The 18843-nt window shown below is 42.0% G+C and carries 16 protein-coding genes; 13 read left to right on the top strand and 3 right to left on the bottom strand.

Going from position 1 to position 18843, the window contains the following annotated elements:
- Positions 1–2 precede the first annotated feature (2 nt).
- The 10 genes from J0L60_05290 (at position 3) to J0L60_05245 (ending at position 8260) form a co-directional block, all read left to right on the top strand.
- The gene (locus tag J0L60_05290) at positions 3–1007 is read left to right on the top strand and encodes a glycosyltransferase family 2 protein (GenBank protein ID MBN8545533.1); all 1005 of its coding nucleotides are present in this window, start codon (positions 3–5) and stop codon (positions 1005–1007) included.
- Positions 1004–1840: a glycosyltransferase subfamily GT2 protein gene (locus tag J0L60_05285; protein MBN8545532.1), complete on the top strand. Its 837-nt coding sequence runs from the start codon at positions 1004–1006 to the stop codon at positions 1838–1840. The genes J0L60_05290 and J0L60_05285 overlap by 4 nt, the downstream gene beginning before the upstream one ends.
- 100 nt (positions 1841–1940) lie before the next feature.
- Positions 1941–2912 (top strand): ribose-phosphate pyrophosphokinase, encoded by a 972-nt coding sequence (locus J0L60_05280; GenBank protein ID MBN8545531.1) that lies wholly within the window; start codon positions 1941–1943, stop codon positions 2910–2912.
- A gap of 20 nt (positions 2913–2932) precedes the next feature.
- A complete protein-coding gene (locus J0L60_05275; protein ID MBN8545530.1) occupies positions 2933–3562 on the top strand; it encodes a 50S ribosomal protein L25 in 630 nt (209 codons plus the stop codon).
- 2 nt (positions 3563–3564) lie between these two features.
- Positions 3565–4152, top strand: coding sequence for an aminoacyl-tRNA hydrolase (locus J0L60_05270; GenBank protein MBN8545529.1), 588 nt, complete (start codon positions 3565–3567; stop codon positions 4150–4152).
- Positions 4153–4169: 17 nt separating this feature from the next.
- The gene (locus tag J0L60_05265; protein ID MBN8545528.1) at positions 4170–6395 is read left to right on the top strand and encodes a sodium-translocating pyrophosphatase; all 2226 of its coding nucleotides are present in this window, start codon (positions 4170–4172) and stop codon (positions 6393–6395) included.
- A 74-nt stretch (positions 6396–6469) separates the two neighbouring features.
- On the top strand, positions 6470–7021 hold the full coding sequence (gene rpsF, locus J0L60_05260) for a 30S ribosomal protein S6 (protein MBN8545527.1): 552 nt from the start codon (positions 6470–6472) through the stop codon (positions 7019–7021).
- A gap of 22 nt (positions 7022–7043) precedes the next feature.
- The gene (locus tag J0L60_05255) at positions 7044–7517 is read left to right on the top strand and encodes a single-stranded DNA-binding protein (protein MBN8545526.1); all 474 of its coding nucleotides are present in this window, start codon (positions 7044–7046) and stop codon (positions 7515–7517) included.
- A gap of 47 nt (positions 7518–7564) precedes the next feature.
- A complete protein-coding gene (locus tag J0L60_05250; GenBank protein ID MBN8545525.1) occupies positions 7565–7792 on the top strand; it encodes a 30S ribosomal protein S18 in 228 nt (75 codons plus the stop codon).
- Positions 7793–7810: 18 nt separating this feature from the next.
- The gene (locus J0L60_05245) at positions 7811–8260 is read left to right on the top strand and encodes a 50S ribosomal protein L9 (GenBank protein ID MBN8545524.1); all 450 of its coding nucleotides are present in this window, start codon (positions 7811–7813) and stop codon (positions 8258–8260) included.
- A gap of 838 nt (positions 8261–9098) precedes the next feature.
- Here J0L60_05245 and J0L60_05240 read toward each other — a convergent pair.
- Positions 9099–10307 carry a PEGA domain-containing protein gene (locus J0L60_05240; GenBank protein ID MBN8545523.1) on the bottom strand — a complete coding sequence of 403 codons (1209 nt, stop codon included), beginning with the start codon at positions 10305–10307 and terminating at the stop codon, positions 9099–9101.
- A gap of 588 nt (positions 10308–10895) precedes the next feature.
- Here J0L60_05240 and J0L60_05235 point away from each other — a divergent pair.
- Positions 10896–13163 carry a UvrD-helicase domain-containing protein gene (locus J0L60_05235; GenBank protein ID MBN8545522.1) on the top strand — a complete coding sequence of 756 codons (2268 nt, stop codon included), beginning with the start codon at positions 10896–10898 and terminating at the stop codon, positions 13161–13163.
- Positions 13164–13171: 8 nt separating this feature from the next.
- Here the strand turns inward: J0L60_05235 and J0L60_05230 are convergent, their stop codons facing one another.
- Positions 13172–14323 carry an RNA-directed DNA polymerase gene (locus tag J0L60_05230; protein ID MBN8545521.1) on the bottom strand — a complete coding sequence of 384 codons (1152 nt, stop codon included), beginning with the start codon at positions 14321–14323 and terminating at the stop codon, positions 13172–13174.
- 286 nt (positions 14324–14609) lie between these two features.
- Positions 14610–15761: a mechanosensitive ion channel gene (locus tag J0L60_05225; protein ID MBN8545520.1), complete on the bottom strand. Its 1152-nt coding sequence runs from the start codon at positions 15759–15761 to the stop codon at positions 14610–14612.
- 65 nt (positions 15762–15826) lie between these two features.
- Here J0L60_05225 and J0L60_05220 point away from each other — a divergent pair, with 65 nt between their 5' ends.
- Both J0L60_05220 and J0L60_05215 read left to right on the top strand, forming a co-directional pair.
- Positions 15827–16963, top strand: coding sequence for an aminotransferase class V-fold PLP-dependent enzyme (locus J0L60_05220; protein MBN8545519.1), 1137 nt, complete (start codon positions 15827–15829; stop codon positions 16961–16963).
- 62 nt (positions 16964–17025) lie between these two features.
- On the top strand, positions 17026–18843 hold the full coding sequence (locus tag J0L60_05215) for a tetratricopeptide repeat protein (GenBank protein ID MBN8545518.1): 1818 nt from the start codon (positions 17026–17028) through the stop codon (positions 18841–18843).

Here is an 18843-nt window from a genome sequence, read left to right as displayed (position 1 = left end):
TTTTGGCAAAACATAAATACACAGTATCCGCTGTAATCTCACTCTTCAAAGGTGAAAAATTTATCAGAGGCAGAATCGAAGACCTTCTCGCCCAGACCCTCGGCAAGGAAGTTGAGATTATAATTGTCGACAGCAACTCTCCCCAAAATGAAAAAAAGATAATCGATGAATATCTCCCCGGGAACGACAATATTAAATACCTTCGAACTCCGGAAACCGAATCGATGTACACATCCTGGAACAGGGGTATTGAAATGTCGTCAGGCAGGTACATAACCAACGCAAATGTTGACGACCGTTTGGCTCCGTTCGCTCTCGAAAAACTTGTCGCCGAAATCGAAAAGGATGAAAAAACAGGTCTTGTCTACGGTGACTATTTTGTCTCCCCCGTTGAAAATGAATCGTTCGATGAGGCATCCCGGAATGAAAGAACAATCCACATCACCGACATGTATTCCCCACTCAGGTTGTTAAACGGCTACATGTGCGGACCCCAGTCACTCTGGCGGCGGGAAGTTCACACCTTCCATAAAATTCATTTTGATGGCTCTTTTGAAGTAACAGGCGACTACAAGTTCGTTGCTGATGTAAGTAAAGTGTACGAAATCAGGAAGATAAATTCCAATCTCGGTGTCTATTTCAGATCACCAGCGGATGAAAACAAAGAATACCAGAATCTTGACAAAACCATACACGAAGCATTTAAGATAAAGCTGGAGCTGATTAATCACTTTCTTGATAATGGTGTTATCGACTCAGATTCCGGTGTGACAAATTTAATGCGGCTTTTTCGTTCTCTCCCTGTGAGAATTTCAGCCCTGTTCTGGAAAATATCAGCAGAGCCTGTGATCAATTACGAGACCATCTACTGGATAATTGCAGTGTCAGCCGAAAGAGAAGGTGATTACAAGACTGTGAAAAAAATTATATCCCGATTCAAAAAATTCCCAAAAGCTGTCTATATCCAAAATTATGAGAAACATCTCACTGCGAAGGGGGTAATATGATCGAAAAGATTGGCGTCGGTATCGTTACTTACCAGCGACAGGAGTTTTTCCGGAATTTGTTTGTATCCATCCCCGCTTGTGATGAGCTTGTGGTCGTGAATGATGGAGCATCATATCCTGCCGAAGCATACAGCGGAAGAAAAGCTGAAATAATTCAGCACAAAAAAAACAAGGGTGTTGGCAAATCTAAAAACGATGCAATGAGATACCTGCTTGAAAAGGGATGCAAACACATATTTATACTCGAAGATGACATCCTGATAAAAGACCCCTCCGTTTTCGAAAAATACATTTCCATTTCAAAAAAAACGGGCATTCAGCACTTCAACTACGCTTATCACGGTCCCCTCAACAAAAATAAGGACGGCTCACCAAAGACAAGAGGTTTGGCAACCTATGACGGGGAACCTCTCGTGATTCTGAATGAACATATTCCGGGAGCTTTTTCCTACTTCACAAGGGAAATTCTCGAGCAAACCGGATTGATCGACGAGTGGTATTACAACGCTTGGGAGCATGTTGACCTTACAACCAGAATAACCAAACTTTCAGCTCACACCCCTTTTTGGTGGTTTGCGGATATTTTTGGCAGCGACCTGCTGATCGGTGATCAAGACCAGGACCTCTCCAAAAGCTCCATCAGAAAAAATAATTTCTCCTTTATGCTTTGGTTTAGAATATTTTCCCGCTACTATCGGCTGAAACACGGTTACATCCCCTACAAGACTCCCGATTCTACTCCCGAGGAAGTGGAGAGACAACTTACCGGCATTTTTACCAAATATTGCGGCGGAAAACCCATCCCAAAAATAAAAATTTCCACCTCCAATTGAACGGTAAGAGGCTCATTTTAATCATTAATAATTTTTCTTGATTTCCTGATCGCCATTCCCTATATTTGTAAGCTATATTTCTTTAAATTTTTGGAACACCATGGATTCCGAAATTAAGGTCTTCTCAGGAAGATCAAATCGTCCGCTTGCCGAAAAAATTGTAAACTATATGGGCAGGCGTTTGGATGTCGATAAACGACTTGGGGCATTAGAGATCAAAAAGTTCAGCGATGGCGAGATCTGGGTGAAATACGGTGAAAATGTTCGCGGAAGCGATGTTTACCTCGTCCAGTCAACCAACCCCCCTGCTGAAAATTTGATGGAGCTGCTCATAATGCTTGATGCAGCCAAAAGGGCTTCCGCTAAGCGGATCACGGCTATAATTCCATATTTTGGATATGCCCGGCAAGACAGAAAAGATCAGCCAAGGGTGGCAATTACTGCCAAACTTGTAGCTAACCTGATTACTTCTGCAGGTGCCGACCGTGTGATCACAATGGATTTGCATACCCCTCAGATCCAGGGATTCTTTGATATCCCCTTCGATCACCTTTATGGTTCAATTGTATTTTATAACGAGCTTAAGCATCTCAGCAGTAATCTTGCTGTTATTTCACCCGATGTAGGTGGAATAAAAATGGCAAGAGCCTATGCCAACAAGCTTGATGCATCTCTTGTGGTGAGCGATAAACGACGCCCCACCCAGAATGTCGCCGAGATAGCACATATTATCGGTGATGTCGAAGGGAAGGATGTCCTCATTGTCGATGATCTCATCGATACCGCAGGAACATTCAAGGGAACTGTTGAATCTCTCAAAAAAAGAGGTGCCAACAAAATTTATGCCTCTGTTACACATCCCGTACTTTCAGGTCCGGCATGTGACAGAATTCTGGAATCAGATATTGAAAAAATATTTGTCCTCGATACTATCCCACTCGGAGAGGACAAAATCGAAAAATTAGGAAACAAAATTCAGGTACTTAGCGCTTCAGCCATTTTTGGTGAGGCTATATTAAGAATCAACAAACACGAGTCAATCAGTTCTTTATTCGACAAGGATAAAGGATAGTTGCCTTAACGGAGAAACAAATGGAAACAAAGGTTGTAAACGCGTCTGTAAGGACACTTTTCGGAAAATCAGGAAGGAATCAATTAAAGAGCCAAGCTAAAGTACCGGGCATCTTCTACGCTAACAAGACAGAGCCTGTTGCAATAGAAGCACTTGAAAATTCCATAAAACAAATCTACTTCACTTCTAAAAGCTACCTTATCAATCTCGAGATTGAAGGGAAAGAAACTCAGCAGTGCGTGCTTAAAGATGTGCAGGTTGACCCTGTAACCGACAGAATTATCCACTTCGACATGTACGGTCTCACCAAAGGTGAAAAAGTTACTATTGATGTTCCTGTTAAATATGAAGGAAACTCCATCGGCGTCATCCAGGGCGGTCAGCTCCAGATCAATCTTCACAAGCTTACCATTCAGTGCTTGCCAAAAGATCTGCCAAACGCATTTACTGTGGACATTTCACCATTGAAACTTGGACACAGCTTTAATGTCGGCAAATTGAATGTGGAAAATATTACCATTCTTCACCCTGCTGAAACAGTGCTTTGCACCATTACAATTCCTCGCGGTGTTGAAATCCCTGTCGAGACTGAAGAAGAAATGAAAGAGCCCGAGGTTATCTCGAGAGGCAAGGATAAAGACGACGAATAACTTTGAAGATCATTGTTGGGCTGGGGAATCCCGGCAAAAGATATGAGAAAACCCGGCATAACGCGGGTTTTATCTTTCTTGACTCGTTCGCAACTTTGCATTCTTTAAAGTTTTCTCCCTCTAAACATGATTATTACCAGGCACGGGGCTCCATAAACGGGAACCCCTTCTTGCTGGTTAAGCCTGTTACTTATGTAAATTTAAGCGGTAACGCCGTTAAAAATGTACTCGACGAGTATGGCGCCTCACCTGAGGACCTGCTTGTTATCCATGATGAGATCAATCTGATGCCCGGCACCTTCAAAGTCAAAAAAAATGGCGGCGATGGTGGTCATAATGGCATCAGCTCAATTATTTATGCCATCGAAGACGACAACTTCCCGCGAATCCGGATCGGTATCGGTAACTCCTTCCGCCCCGGTGAAATGGCAGACTTCGTTCTTGAGCCTTTTACCAAAGAGGAGGAAGAACTGCTGTCAGGCATCATGGAAAGTTGTTTTGTGTTAATGAACAGTTTCGTTGCTTCGGGAGTAAAAGGGCTTCTCGATGCCAACAGTAAAACGATAAATAAAAAAACAAACGGCGAATAATTAATCCGGGAGATTAAATGGAAAAATATATCATCTATATTTTGCCCCTCTTTGGTATTCTAAGTCTGCTCTTCACCTATATGAAAGCAAACTGGATATCCAAACAGGAAGTGGGCACTGAAAAGATGAAGCGCATTTCAGGATACATAGCAGAGGGTGCGATGGCTTTCCTGAAGGCGGAGTACAGAGTACTGGCAATTTTTGTTGCTATTGTAGCTGTCCTGCTGGCTGTAACCGCTAACATGAAAGAAGATTCGCATCCATTGGTTGCTGTTTCTTTTGTTTTGGGAGCGTTTTGTTCAGCACTTGCAGGCTTTATTGGCATGAGAGCCGCTACAAAAGCAAATGTAAGAACAACAAATGCAGCGCGGAAAAGCCTCGGTGCAGCACTTAACATCGCATTCACCGGTGGCTCGGTTATGGGTCTCGGCGTTGTGGGTCTTGGTGTTTTGGGTCTTGGCTTGCTTTTAGCCATCTACTCGCAATTATGGCTACCGCAGGAAGTTTTTGCTGATAAAGCACAACTTGCAAATGCTGTAAGTAAAGTAATCACAGTTATTACAGGATTTTCGTTCGGCGCCTCTTCGATTGCCCTTTTCGCAAGAGTCGGCGGTGGAATCTATACTAAAGCAGCCGATGTCGGTGCTGACCTTGTCGGAAAAGTGGAAGCAGGTATTCCTGAAGATCATCCGCTTAACCCCGCAACCATTGCTGACAATGTCGGCGATAATGTCGGTGATGTTGCCGGTATGGGTGCAGATCTTTTTGAAAGCTATGTCGGTGCTATAGTGGGAACCATGGTTCTCGGCGCCGCTTTTATCCCGGTTCAGACTTTTTCTGAACATTTTGGGGGACTTGGTGCTGTGCTTTTGCCTCTCGCAATTGCCGCGCTCGGAATTGTAATGTCAATCATTGGCACCTATTTTGTTAAGGTAAAAGAGGGTGGAAATCCTCAAAAAGCTCTTAACACGGGTGAATTTTTATCTTCGTTCTTTACAATAATCGGTCTTTGGTTCCTGATTCAGTATATGCTGCCGGGCTCATGGTCGTATGACGATCCCCTTTATGGTCAGGTAAGGGAATATACTGCCAACGGCGTTTTCATAGCTACTGTAATCGGTCTTGTTTCCGGTCTCCTGATCGGACTTGTAACCGAATACTACACAGGTACCGGAAAAGGTCCCGTTATGAACATCGTCCGTCAGTCAATGACAGGAACTGCAACCAACATTATCGCCGGACTTAGTACCGGTATGATGTCAACAGCAATCCCGATTATCATCATAGCTTTTGCTATTGTGGTTTCTTTCGAACTCGCGGGCCTTTATGGTATCGCAATTTCTGCTGTGGGTATGCTCTCCAATCTTGGAATTCAGCTCGCAGTTGATGCTTACGGACCAATTTCCGATAACGCAGGCGGTATCGCTCAAATGGCTGATCTGCCAAAGGAAGTAAGGGAAAGAACAGATAAACTTGATGCAGTCGGTAACACCACTGCTGCAATCGGTAAAGGTTTTGCGATAGGTTCTGCCGCACTAACAGCACTGGCTTTGTTTGGTGCTTTTATGACCGCTGCAGATTTGAAGGTAATTGATATTTCGAAAGCGAAAGTAATCGCGGGCCTGTTCCTCGGTGGCGCTGTTCCGTTCCTCTTTTCGGCTATGGCTATGATGGCGGTTGGTAAAGCTGCCATGTCAATGATCGAAGAGGTAAGAAGACAGTTTGCTTCAATTCCCGAGTTGAAAGCAGCACTAAATGTGATGCGTAAAAACGACGGAAAAGAGAGAGACACATGGTCAAAAGCTGACCAGGATACTTTTGATTCAGCAGAGGGTAAGGCAGAGTACGGAAAATGCGTTGAGATTTCAACAGCTTCTGCCATCAAACAGATGGTACTTCCAAGCTTGCTCGCTGTTATTGTACCTGTACTTACCGGATTCCTCGGTGGTCCCGAAATGCTCGGCGGCCTGCTCGCAGGTGTAACGGTAACTGGCGTTTTGATGGCTATCTTTCAGTCAAACGCCGGTGGTGCCTGGGATAACGCAAAGAAAATGTTTGAAGAAGGCGTTGAATACAACGGACAAATGTATTACAAAGGTTCTGAACCGCATAAAGCCGCTGTTGTTGGTGACACTGTGGGTGATCCATTCAAGGATACCTCCGGTCCATCACTCAACATCCTCATCAAATTGATGTCGGTTGTGGCTTTGGTTATCGCACCATTGATTAAAGTAATCAAATAATTTTTTTATTGTTCATTTATTTATTAACCCTACCCGGTTTCCCAAAACCGGGTCATTGCCCATAGGGAGGATTCTTGAGAAGAAATCACTATGAAACAGCCGTTATTATTAATGCGGCTCTGGATGACGAACAGATCGAAGCCGAATTGGTGAAGATCAGCGGTATAATCACCGATGGTGGTGGCGTTATATCGGAAACTGAAAAGTGGGGCAGGAAAAGACTTGCTTACACTATCAACAAAAACAGAATTGGCTACTATGTTATCTACAGGTTCGAAGCACCCGTGGATCTCATCGCAGAATTCGAAAGACTTCTTAAAATCGATGAGGCTGTTGTAAGGTTCCTTACCATCAGACTCGAAAAAGAGGCTCTCGAATATTTTGCCAACAAGAAAACCGAAGCTGAAGCTGCTGAACTTGAAGCAGTCGAATTTGAAGTGGTGGCTGATGATGAAGCAGATGTAATTGAAACCGAAGCTGATGAAGCCGAGGTCGAAGTTGAAGCTGAACCCGTTGCGGTTGTAGAGGAGCCGGTGGCTGAAAAAGTCGTCGAAACTCCCGTTATTGAAGCAGCAGAAGAAGTTGTAGCAGAGAAGACAGACGATACCGACGAACAGTCGAAGTAGATATGAACAGAGGAGATCAATTATGGCTGAGTTGAAGATGCCGGAAATTAACTATGTGGTTATTGCCGGTAATTTGACAAAAGACCCTGTTTACAGGCACACTACCAATGGTACACCTGTAGTCAATTTTACCATCGCATCCAACAGAAAATTTAAGGATTCCGGAAGCCAGTGGCAGGAAGATGTCTGTTTTGTTGGAATTGTTGCTTGGAACAAACTGGCTGAAAGTTGCCGTGAGCGTGTAAGAAAGGGTTCAGCCGTACTCGTCGATGGCGAACTGCAATCACGAACCTGGAGAGGTGAAGATGGCAGCAGCCGCAGTATCGTTGAAATCAAAGCAAGACGGATTCAATTCCTTAATAAACGATTTAAACCGACCGGTGAAGAGGTCTATGAAGAAGCTATTTCTGATTATGACGACGATTCTGCCGGTTACACATCCGATTCTTTCGACAAGTTCCTTACTGAAGAAGAATCTAAACTTATTAAAGAGTAATTATGATACATAACAACAACAATAACTTTAGCAACAACAGAAACAAAATGCGTATGTTGAAGCCCAATAAAGTCTGCAGATTTACTCAGATGGGCATCAAATACATCGATTACAAAGATGTAAAACTCCTCCAGAAATTCGTTACCGAACAGGGAAAAATTATCCCTAAGCGAATCACCGGAACCTGCGCTAAATATCACCGCCAATTAACAACTGCTATCAAAAGAGCAAGACACATGGCGATTCTGCCTTATGTCGCTGATTCTTTGAAATAACCAACAGGAGAAGTGATCATGAAAGTAATATTAAGACAAAATATCGATTCTCTTGGAAAGGTTGGCGATACCATCGATGTAAACGAAGGCTACGCTCTCAACTACCTCATCCCAAAAAAATATGCCTATGCTGCCCTCAAAGGCAACCTTAGAGCTATTGAAGATGAGAAAAAACTTATCGTTAAGAGAAGAGAAAAAGAAGTGGCCGCAGCCACCCAGCTCGCTACTGCCATCGAAAATGTGAAAATTGAACTCACCGTTCAAGCCGGCGAAGAAGACAAACTCTTTGGATCCGTTACTTCACAGATGATTGCTGACGGTTTGAAAGAAAAAGGATTCGACCTCGACAAAAGATCTATCGAACTCCACGAACCTATCAAAGCTCTCGGCATCTACGATGTACCCGTGAAACTTCACTCATCCGTAACCGCAAAGATCAAAGTCTTTGTTGTGAAAGAGCAGAGCTAAGATCAAGTTATTACTTATGACTTATTAGTTATGAGTTTTTGACGAAAGTCAGTAGTGAATACTGAAAATATTAAAAGGCTGTCTCAAAAGAGGCGGCCTTTTCTATTTTCATACCGTCAAATATGACCAATTTCCCAGCCCTTTAGGGCGAAATATGGATAGAATTCGGCGTCAAAACCCCAAGAAAGCCCTCTGGGCGACATATGGATAGAATGCCAGTTATGATTTATGAATTATCAGTTATTAGTTAATCACAACCCCGCAGGGGTGGCATATGGATAGAATAGAGCGACCAACCCCAAGATGGCCCTTTAGGGCGACATATGGATAGAATCCGGCGACAAACCACAAGAAAGCCCTTTAGGGGCGACATATGGATAGAATCTAATGACAAACCCCAGGAAAGCCCTTTAGGGCGACATATGGATAGAAAATGTTTTTTGAAGCAAAGTAAATTTCTCCTGAAAAGATGGAGTTAATTTCGAAGGGGAGACTCTGATTGAGGTAAGGATTATTCTTTTGAACAAAAAACACCGCTAAGTCGTTTTTTTATAGTTTTGGGATTGGTTGCGAATCTCTACACATATGTCGCCACAAGGGCTCTCTTCGAACGGGTCGGCAGGTTTCTACCCACATGTCGCCGCAAGGGCTCTCTGTGAACAGGTCGGCAGGATTCTACCCATATGTCGCCGCAAGGGCTCTCTGAAGATTTGTCACCGGGTCTCTACACATATGTCGCCACAAGAACTATTTCAACTCAGCTAATAGCTCATAGATCATAGCTAATAGCTAATACCTAAAAACTCATAACTCATAATTCAAAACTCATAACTAAAACCTACTCTTTCCCTCCCACATAAAAATTCAATCCTCCTGCTCCAATCCACTTGTTTTCATTTCTGTCGATAGCTATGGAGAGGGCGGAATTGTCTTTTATTCCCGAGTTTGCGGTGGTGTATCGTTTGAATTTACCGTGAGTGAGGAAGAAAACTCCTGCATCGGCGGTGGAGACCCATACATTTCCGAGATTGGATACTGCAATTCCGGAGACTATGGAACCGTTAAATCCTGAATTTCCCGGAGTGTAATTTGTGAAATACTTGCCGTTGAAGGCTGAGACACCAACGGGAGAAACGGTCCCAATGTACCCGATCCAAAGATCACCCTTTTGGTCGATGACAATCCTGTTAACATACTGACCGGGAATGTTTGAGGTAACTGTATTGTAGATTGTCCAGTTGCCTGTAGCCTGAGATAACAGGGCAATACCTTCGCCGTGTGTTCCAATGAAAACATTACCGGTGCCGTCTGATTTTACGGCATTAATTCTGTTTGTTGGAAGTCCGCTGTTGCCTGAATTATAAACCTTGAATGAGACTCCGTCAAACTTCACCAAACCGGCAGAATAGGTGCCAAGCCAGACATTTCCGTAAATATCGATATCTATCGAGTTGATGTAGTTATCGGGAAGGTTGCTGTTCGCTTTGTTAAAAACTGTCCAAACACCGTTGTCATATCTGCCAAAACCTTCAGTTGTGGCAACCCAGATTCTGTTTTGCTTCTCAATTACAAAATCGAGAATGTAATTGTCGGGTATCCCTGAATTGGAGCGGTCAAAAATGGTCCATGCTTGACCGTCATACTTCACAAGTCCCTTCCCGTTGGTAGCGAGCCACTTGTTGTCCTGATAATCGATCAGAATTTTATTGATCGTATTCATCGGCAGTGGTGAATTGGAGGAGTTCCAGTTTTGCCACCAGTCAGCGGGATTTTCCTTCATTTCCAATGCCATTGTGTCCTGCTGGTCACGGGCTACGAGTGTGTAGAAAGTGGTGTCAACATATTTGCTCAATTTCAGATCAATTTTATAGAATCCCGGTTCGAGCCCCTCAAGTACGGTTGGTGTGGTTTTCCCCGTATTTTTATTGTTGAAGAAGACAACAGCGCCCGGAGGTTGTGAAACAACAGTAAGACTGCTGAATTTCAAACCCGGAAGTACCGGTGGCTCCTCTTCACACCCGGCGAAGAAAAGTAAAAGGCACATCAATAATATTATCGGTTTTCTTTTCATAGGGTCATGCAATTGTTCTAAAACGAGGAATAAAAAATCTATTCTTTTAGTGTAGAATATAAGGCTTTTGAAGCAAAAATGGTAATGTAAATAAACCGACAGAGTTCCAGAATTAGGAAATCCGAGAAAACAGGAAAAAATTTGAGACTGAAATAAAATAAAATTGAAAAATTCCAGTTCGACCTCACGGGTTATGACAAGATTTTTGACATTTTGATCGAATTGCTTAAATTATATATAAAATTTACAATTCTTTAAAATATCTATTTTAGTTGGCTACTTTAAATGATCTTTTACATTTCCGCACTCATTTTGTCAATATTGTACATTGGAGTTTGGTTCTATTTCTCTAAAAAGACAAGCAAAAGTATTGCTCCGATAAGAGGTTTTTTTTCGGAATTAGAAAAGATAACTCAGGGGCTTAGGTACTGGACTTTTCGTACTTTAATTGAACTCAAAGCTAAATCAATCGACCCGCCTTGGACGCCGCCTATCCTCAAGATATTTCCTGTCAAAAGAATAAATATTGACCTGATAGATAGATACAAGAATGAATTTGCTGCCTTGGATCAAACTCGAAGTGTTTTTAATAGGACTTTCATCCAAAACGAAACCGAATTATGCACCGCTCTTTTTCAAAGAGTTAACGGTCTTCCTCTCACAGAGAAGCAGTGCGAGGCTGTGATTATTGATGAGTTCAGACACTTGGTGGTCGCGGGGGCTGGTACTGGAAAAACAAGTACCCTTGTTGCAAAAATTGTTTATTTGACAGAGAGGTTGGGGGTTAACCCTTCTAGAATTCTTGCACTTTCTTTTACCAAGGTCGCTGTTGATGAAATGAGACAGCGTTTAAAAGCGATAACTGGAAAAGAGATAGCAGTCAGGACTATAAGTTCATTTGGACTAAATGTCATTCGGGAATTAGCAGGAAATATTTCCAAAGTTTCCGAAATGGCCCCTGAACAAAAAGATTCTTCACAATTCGGAAAGTTCTTCGAAACCGAGATCAATAAAAATGTTAGTGATCTGAATTATCAGGGAGAATTTGTTGAGTTCCTGATGGTGCACCTTCCGTTTCCAAAAACAACTGACGAATACAGAAAAGAATCTGAGCAAATTCGAGCAACTCAAAAAGAATTAGCCCTTGACGGCAAAATTTACCGTAGTAATGAGGAAATTATCATTGCTAATTTTCTCTATTTGAATGGTGTGAAATACGAGTATGAGAAGTGTTACACCACCAATGACCGTACCCAGTATGAGAATTACAAACCTGATTTTTATCTAAAAGATTATGGCATCTGGATTGAGCATTTCGCTTTAATTAATGAGCGTGGGGATGTACCCCCATTTTTTTCAGGACAGGGACGAAAATCGGCGAGTCAACTGTATAACGAACAAAGGAATTGGAAACTAAAACTTCATAAAGCAAATGGTACCTTACTAATTCAGACATTTTCTTTTCAAGTAAAGGATGGTACTCTTCTTAAGGAACTTGGAAAAAGTTTATCAAGGTATGGTATCAAGCTGAAGAATCCGGAAGAAGTTTACATTAGATTGAAAGAGTCAAGTTCTTTCAAGAATATGATAACCCTCATATCAACTTTTATTACTCTAATCAGGTCATGTTCCCTTTCAGTAGACGATTTACGCGAAAAGATCTCAAAGAATAAATTGGGAAGAAGATATGAGGTATTTGTCAACCTGATAGAACCCCTGTTGATAGGATATGAAGAATATTTACGGATCAATAATCTGATTGATTTTTCCGATATGGTGAATAAAGCCACCGACTTTATCATTGAGGAAAAACCCGACTTAGCAATTGATTATATACTTATTGATGAGTTTCAGGATCTTTCCGTTGGACAAATGAGACTTATCAAGGCAATTCTACAAAACAATCCAAGCATTAAATTATTCGGCGTCGGAGATGATTGGCAATCAATATACCGATTCGCTGGTGTGGATGTTAGCATGATGACTAACTTTGAGAACTATTTCGGTAAAGCAGAGATAACCAGACTCGAAACTACATTCAGGTTCTCGCAGGAAATTGCTGATGCTTCCTCAAATTTTGTAATGAAAAATCCGTCTCAGATCAAGAAAAAAATTACATCCACAAAGACGCAGATAAATGGTTCAATAAAGCTTGTGTCAGTTTATCCGGACTATTTTTATTCCAAACCTGGTTCTTCTTTGCCAGTTAATGATCCCCTGAATTATATCCTAGATGAAATACACAAAACGAGGGGTGACAACAAGACTTCAATATTAATCCTCGGCAGATTCAAAACAGATATTCAGCATTTTATACAACCTGTTTTTAGGAAATATCATAAATATGATATTGCGTACAGGACTGTGCATGCGGCAAAAGGTGCAGAAGCTGATTTCACAATTCTTTGGAATGTGAACGGGAATACCTTCCCTTGCTCAAAAGAGGATGATCCGGTTCTGAATCTTGTGTTAGCACAAAACGATGAAATCATGAACGCCGAAGAAAGACGACTATTTTATGTAGCGCTTACTCGAACCAAAAATATAGTATATGTTCTTTATACTGTGAATAATCTGTCACCATTCATAGAGGAAATGCAAGGAATCTATGTCAATTATCAGTCCTGCCCTTCACCAGATTGTAATGGGATACTTGTAACACGGATAAACAATAAAGATAATTCGATATTTCTTGGTTGCACAAACTTTCCTCAATGCAAACAGACGCGCTCGGTGCCAACTCAAAAAAATGTCATGAAATTTGAGAATTGGAATGTCCCCAAACCACAACCAAACGGGTCATTGGAATGTAAAATACAACAACCCAGATAATGTATTTTCTATCCTTTTATTCGAGTACGAAGTTGTGGACATTCTCTCAGAATAATTTTATAAAGACGCGTTGTATTCGTTGACCAGTTGATTGAGTAATTACCAAACAGCTCTTTTTCAATTTCTTTAAATTGGTTCCGTAGTTTTTGTACAGATATTTGATTTTCACCAATAACCGAAGAAATAAAAGAAATCCTCCCGTTAACTCCTTGAAGTAAAAGAAGCAAACGGAATATGGGGTAGTTTGAAAAGTGACTTTTTCGGTGTAGCCTGATTTTGGTTGGATTTATTAATTTTTGTTGTTGTTTTTGGTTCCGGATCAAATAATGAAAAGAACTCAAAGACAAATTTCTACTTAAGTATTCCTTTTCATAACTCTGATATGTCGCAAAAACCGATCCCCTTGAGACCTGACTTAATGCGCTGAATGGGTTATTTGAGATATTATGGAGAATGGCACTTGTATTTCGCAAATACTCCCTCTTAACATTCAACTTTGTGTTAACAACTAAACCCGTGACCACTTGCCTTTTGCCTCGAGGCATAATCCTGGATTTTGAATTATTTAATTTAAATCCAAATTTCTGAGTGATCTGAGATACTTCATCAATACATGTTTTTTCAATAGTCCTGGTCTCTGACGAAAAAACCATATCATCAGCGTATCTGCTATAAATTAAATTGTTCTTAGTTGCCCATTCGTTAAGTTCGAAATCCATTTCAAATACGACTGCATTTGACAGTATAGGGCTGGTAGGGGCTCCCTGAGGGAGCTTCCCATTAATTGTCGTCAACTTTATTAATAGTTCTAAGTCTTCGCTTTTTTGAACACCATGAGAACGAAAAATTTTCTCTAAGTGTTCAGATGTGATGCTTCCGAAAAAATCTTGAATATCGAGAGTGAGGATTGATTCTTTTGCAAGATGTAAACTTGCATGAGTGATTATGCTTTTTCCAACGACAAAGCCATGGGCACAACTGTGTGTGCGCAGTTGTTGGAAAAACGGAAGAAGCGACCGTTGTGATTTCCGAAGGAGTAGACCTGGAATACTTATTATTCTTTTGCCCCCTTTTTTCTTATTAACAACGATCTGTCTATAAGTGTAAAAAGTGGCTTTAGTATAATTTTTCCTTATTCCATCAAGAATTGCAGTGAGCATATGTCCCTTGATTTAAAAGCGTCGTATACTTTCGAGAGCCGTGCAGTCAGATTTAAGAGTCTAAAATTTCTTACAAAACCCTCGCACTCGTAATCCAAAGAATGACCCATCCTTACCTGTGATAATTACCGACAGATATTAAGTAATACAGAACTGATTACAAAAATTGAAATCAGCACATGCCTCGCAGTTCGCACGAGGTAGCTATACGACGCTTATTAAATTTATTATTTAACGCACTAAATTAATATCTTTTCACGATTTATTAAAACGAAAAAATTGAAAACTAAACACCCCCTGATTGCTTCTGATAAAGAACTATCTTAAAATAGTGTGACGAAGCTATTATATGTTCCAAAATCTGGGCCTGAAAATCTTCATATTTCAGAAATGTGGTCTCTGAAGTGAAGGCATATATCTCTAAAGGAATACCCGACTCGACGGGCTGGAGAAGTCTGGCAGAGACATTCAGATCACCCCGAATTTTTTCCTGCCGCATTAGGAACCATCTGATGTAGTTTCTGAAAAGCATCAGATTGGTAACATCTATATCCTTGGAACTCAAGTATGCGTCACTCATCAAAAACTCATCGAGAAAGGGTTTAATTCCCTCTTTTTCGTTAAGAGCAGCGAGTATTTCGGTATCAACAGCTCTCACCGACGAGACATCTATTATTAAAGACCTCTTGATCCGGCGGGCATTCAATTCCTGTATCCGTCTCCAGTTTTTGTATCCCACTTCCATCAGTTTGTAGGTCGGGATTATGGAAATGGTATTGTCCCCGTTTTGAACCTTGATTGTATGGAGTGAAATGTCGGTTACCGAGCCGTCTGCTCCAAATGCCGGCACTTCTATCCAATCCCCTTTTTCCACCAGATCGTAAGAATTTATCTGGATATTAACGATAAATGAAAGAATTGTATCACGGAAAACCAGCATCAGAATGGCAGTTAGAGCACTCAGACCGGTTAGTATCGACCACGGGCTTTGGTCTGTGAAAATACCCGCAATCACCACTAATGCCCAAAATCCTATCACTATCTTGATAATCTGAAGATATCCTTTCACAGGTTTTCTGTTCAGATTCTCGTTTTTCTCGTAGATCTCAATCAGTGCATCAATAGCGGAAAACACTATCAGCGTGGCGAGTATGGAATACCAGACATAGAGGAAAGTTTTTACTTCGGCTGTGTCTCCACCAAGCAGATAGGCAAATCTGTTCGCAACTATCGTGGGGAGAATAAAAATTGCCCGCCGAACAAATTTTTTGTTCAGTATAACATCATCAAACTTTGTCGCTGTTTTTCTGACAAGTTTGCTCACCACTTTTATTGCAATTGCCTGCAGAATTGCCCATGCAATTATTGCAACAGCCAGTATGCCAATGTATAAAAAAAGATTTTTGTCAGCCACACTGAAGTCTAAAAACTCCGGCATTTCATCTCCATTTCGTATCTTTGCTGTTTGGATCAGAATATAATAATACAGGAACAACAAAAATAATGAAGTCCATCTTCTTTTTACGCGAAAATGTCATATTTCTCAACCATGGTTCCTTCGGTGCATGTCCCATGCCTGTGATGAAGGAATACCAGACGAGACAAATCGAGCTCGAACAACAACCTGTCGAGTTTATGGACAGACGGCATGACGAACTTCTTTCCTCTGCCAGAGGCTGCCTCGCCGGTTATTTGGGATGTGAAAAAGAAGACATCGTATATGTATCCAATGCTACAACCGGAGTAAATTCGGTCGCAAGGTCACTTCCCCTTAAACCGGGTGACGAGGTGCTGATCAGCGACCAGGAATACGGTGCCCTCGAAAAGATGTGGAAATTCAGATGTGAAGAAACGGGTGCGAAGCTCGTGAAAGCCACAATTCCCCTTCCTGTATCCAAAAGTTCAGAGATTCGTGACGCCATGCTTGCGGCTGTAACGCCCGCAACAAAAGTTGTATTCATCAGCCACATTACCTCTGCAACCGCTCTCATTTTTCCGGTAATAGAGATTGTGGACGCACTTCGCGGGAAAAATATTTATACCGTTATCGATGCTGCGCATGCACCCGGACAAATCCCGGTAAATATCAGCGATATCGATCCCGATTTTTATACGGGCAACTGCCATAAGTGGATGATGGCTCCCAAGGGAACCGCTTTCCTCTATGCCAGGAAGGATATGCAGCACCTTCTTATTCCCTCGGTAATAAGTTGGGGAATGACACACAAAGCACCGACTTCTTCCCGCTTCATCGATGAATTCGAATACCAGGGCACCCGCGACATTTCGGGATTCCTCGCAGTTCCTGCCGCAATCAAGTTTATGAAGTTTCACGACTGGGAGCAAATTTCTCTTAAATGCCACAAACTGGTCCTCGAAACGAAAGAAAGAATGGAGCAGATTAAGGGAATGGAGAGCATTTATCCCTCCGACAGTTCACTGATCAAACAGATGGCTTCGGTAAAACTTCCCAAATCAGCTCCCGAAGACCTGAAGCAAAAGCTTTATGATGAGTTTAATATCGAGATCCCTGTGTTCAGCCACAATGGTGAAAGATTCATCAGGGTTTCGATCAATGGCTATAATACACTCGGTGACCTCGACAAACTGATTGAAGCACTTCACCATTTCCTCGATTAGGAAACCATTTTGCTTCATTTGTTGTCTAATATTTAAAGAATCAAATAATTAACGGGAATCTTTTGCGCCTCCTGATCATTCTAACCCTTTTTGCTTTAACGATTTTTGCCCAGCCGGGTGATATCGGCAATAAAATTATGCTCGCCCAGCAGTTTGAGCAGTTGAACCAGATCGAAAAGGCAAAAACCATTTATCTTGATCTGTACAAAGCCAATCCTGCGGATTACATGTTACTCGAGTCGGTGGTCAGAGTATGCAACCGCCTGAAGCAGTTTGACGAGTCGCTCACTTGGCTTGCTAAATGGAACGAACGCTCCCCGGGTGACATCAACGGCGTGAATCTCACGGGGAAAACACTCTTTCTTTCGGGAAAGGAAAAAGATGCTCTCGATTTGTGGCACGGATTCCTTAATAACGCCGGTTATGACATAAATTACACAAAAATTCTCGCCTACTCTGCCATAGAAGTGAAGGGTTTCGAAACCGCCATCTCTCTCCTCGAAAAGGGAAAGGAAGTGTCGGGCAAGCCAATCTATTTCCTTCTCGACCTCGGTTACCTCTACGGTTATGTCATGCAGTTCGACAAAGCCGCCGAAGCATATGTCGAATTGCTGCAACTCGAGCCCGGGCAGGCAGGTCAGATTGAAGGCAGAATAAAATCGACCTCCAACAACCCCGATGCCGTAAAGGAATATATCAAGGCTTTTGAGAAGGTTGACGACCCCGGCGAGGCTGCTCTCCGTGTCCTCTTTTCGCTTTATATCGATCAAAGATTGTTCGAAAAAGGGCTCCAAACCGCTCTCAAGCTTGAATCTTTTGGCAAGGAAAACGGTGTCTCCCTCTTCAGACTCGGTGAAGAATCTTTTTATGCGGGCGATTACCCTTCGGCTGTGACAGCCTATTCGACACTCCTCGAAAAATACCCGGGGAGGCCCGATAAACCGGTCATCAATCTGAATCTTGTAAAAGCTCTCGAAGAACTGTTAAATCTGAAATACCGTGAGCTGAATCCCGAATGGAAGCCTTACGACAGGGAAATCCTTCCCCCAAAGAGTGAATATGAAAAGGTAATCGGGAAATACAGCGAAATAATTTCCACATTCAAAAATTCGGAAACCGCCTCCGAAGCCATCTTCAGAACCGGCTATCTGTGGTTTAAGTTAAAGGACTACGACGAAGCCGAATCGTTTTTCGACAAACTGATTGAAGAGAGACCAAATTCCCAGTTTACTGCAAATTGCAGATTATTTAAAGGACTGATTGCCCTCAGAAAGGGTGAACTTGCACAGGCTGAACACGCTTTCAACGCGGCAATCACCTCTTTCACAACCGATCCCGATGTAAAAAACAGGGCGAAATTCAACCTGATGATGTGCAATCTTTTCAAAAACGATATCCCTGCAACGACTGCACTTCTTGCCGAAATTTTGAGTGTCCCGTCGGATAATCTTGCAAACGATGCCCTCGAACTCTCCCCTCTGCTGAATAAAAACATGGCGGACTCACTTTCCCTGATCTCTTTCGCTAAAGGGGAAGAGGAAATCATGAAGGGAAACCTGGAGGATGCCTATAAAATCTTCTCCGGATTAAGAACCGCTAATTCAAAAATAGTTGCGTCTGTGGCGGTTTTTCGTACCGCGGAACTTGCAGCCTCTCTCGACCGTTACGATGATGCCATCGCCGTTATCAATGAATCTGTCAAGGATCCAATGAACATATATGCGGATAAATCGTTATTTTTACAGGGAGAAATTTATAATTTTGGTAAAAAGGATATCCCAAAAGCTATCGCGGCTTATGAACAAATCCTCATAAACTTCCCAAAGTCCATCTTGTACGATAAAGCCAGGGAAACTATCTTGTCAATTAAAACCAACTGA

The sequence above is a fragment of the Ignavibacteria bacterium genome, assembly GCA_017302895.1.
GTDB lineage: Bacteria > Bacteroidota > Ignavibacteria > Ignavibacteriales > Ignavibacteriaceae > UTCHB3.
The sequence above is the reverse complement of the archived record's forward strand: the minus strand, read 5'-3'. Positions and strand labels throughout refer to the sequence as shown.

Coding starts and splice junctions, on each gene's coding strand:
- J0L60_05245 (MBN8545524.1), top strand. CDS start 7,811: ATGAAAGTAATATTAAGACAAAATATCGATTCTCTTGGAAAGGTTGGC.
- J0L60_05275 (MBN8545530.1), top strand. CDS start 2,933: ATGGAAACAAAGGTTGTAAACGCGTCTGTAAGGACACTTTTCGGAAAA.
- J0L60_05285 (MBN8545532.1), top strand. CDS start 1,004: ATGATCGAAAAGATTGGCGTCGGTATCGTTACTTACCAGCGACAGGAG.
- J0L60_05230 (MBN8545521.1), bottom strand. CDS start 14,323: ATGCTCACTGCAATTCTTGATGGAATAAGGAAAAATTATACTAAAGCC.
- J0L60_05225 (MBN8545520.1), bottom strand. CDS start 15,761: ATGCCGGAGTTTTTAGACTTCAGTGTGGCTGACAAAAATCTTTTTTTA.
- J0L60_05250 (MBN8545525.1), top strand. CDS start 7,565: ATGCGTATGTTGAAGCCCAATAAAGTCTGCAGATTTACTCAGATGGGC.
- J0L60_05280 (MBN8545531.1), top strand. CDS start 1,941: ATGGATTCCGAAATTAAGGTCTTCTCAGGAAGATCAAATCGTCCGCTT.
- J0L60_05265 (MBN8545528.1), top strand. CDS start 4,170: ATGGAAAAATATATCATCTATATTTTGCCCCTCTTTGGTATTCTAAGT.
- J0L60_05220 (MBN8545519.1), top strand. CDS start 15,827: ATGAAGTCCATCTTCTTTTTACGCGAAAATGTCATATTTCTCAACCAT.
- J0L60_05255 (MBN8545526.1), top strand. CDS start 7,044: ATGGCTGAGTTGAAGATGCCGGAAATTAACTATGTGGTTATTGCCGGT.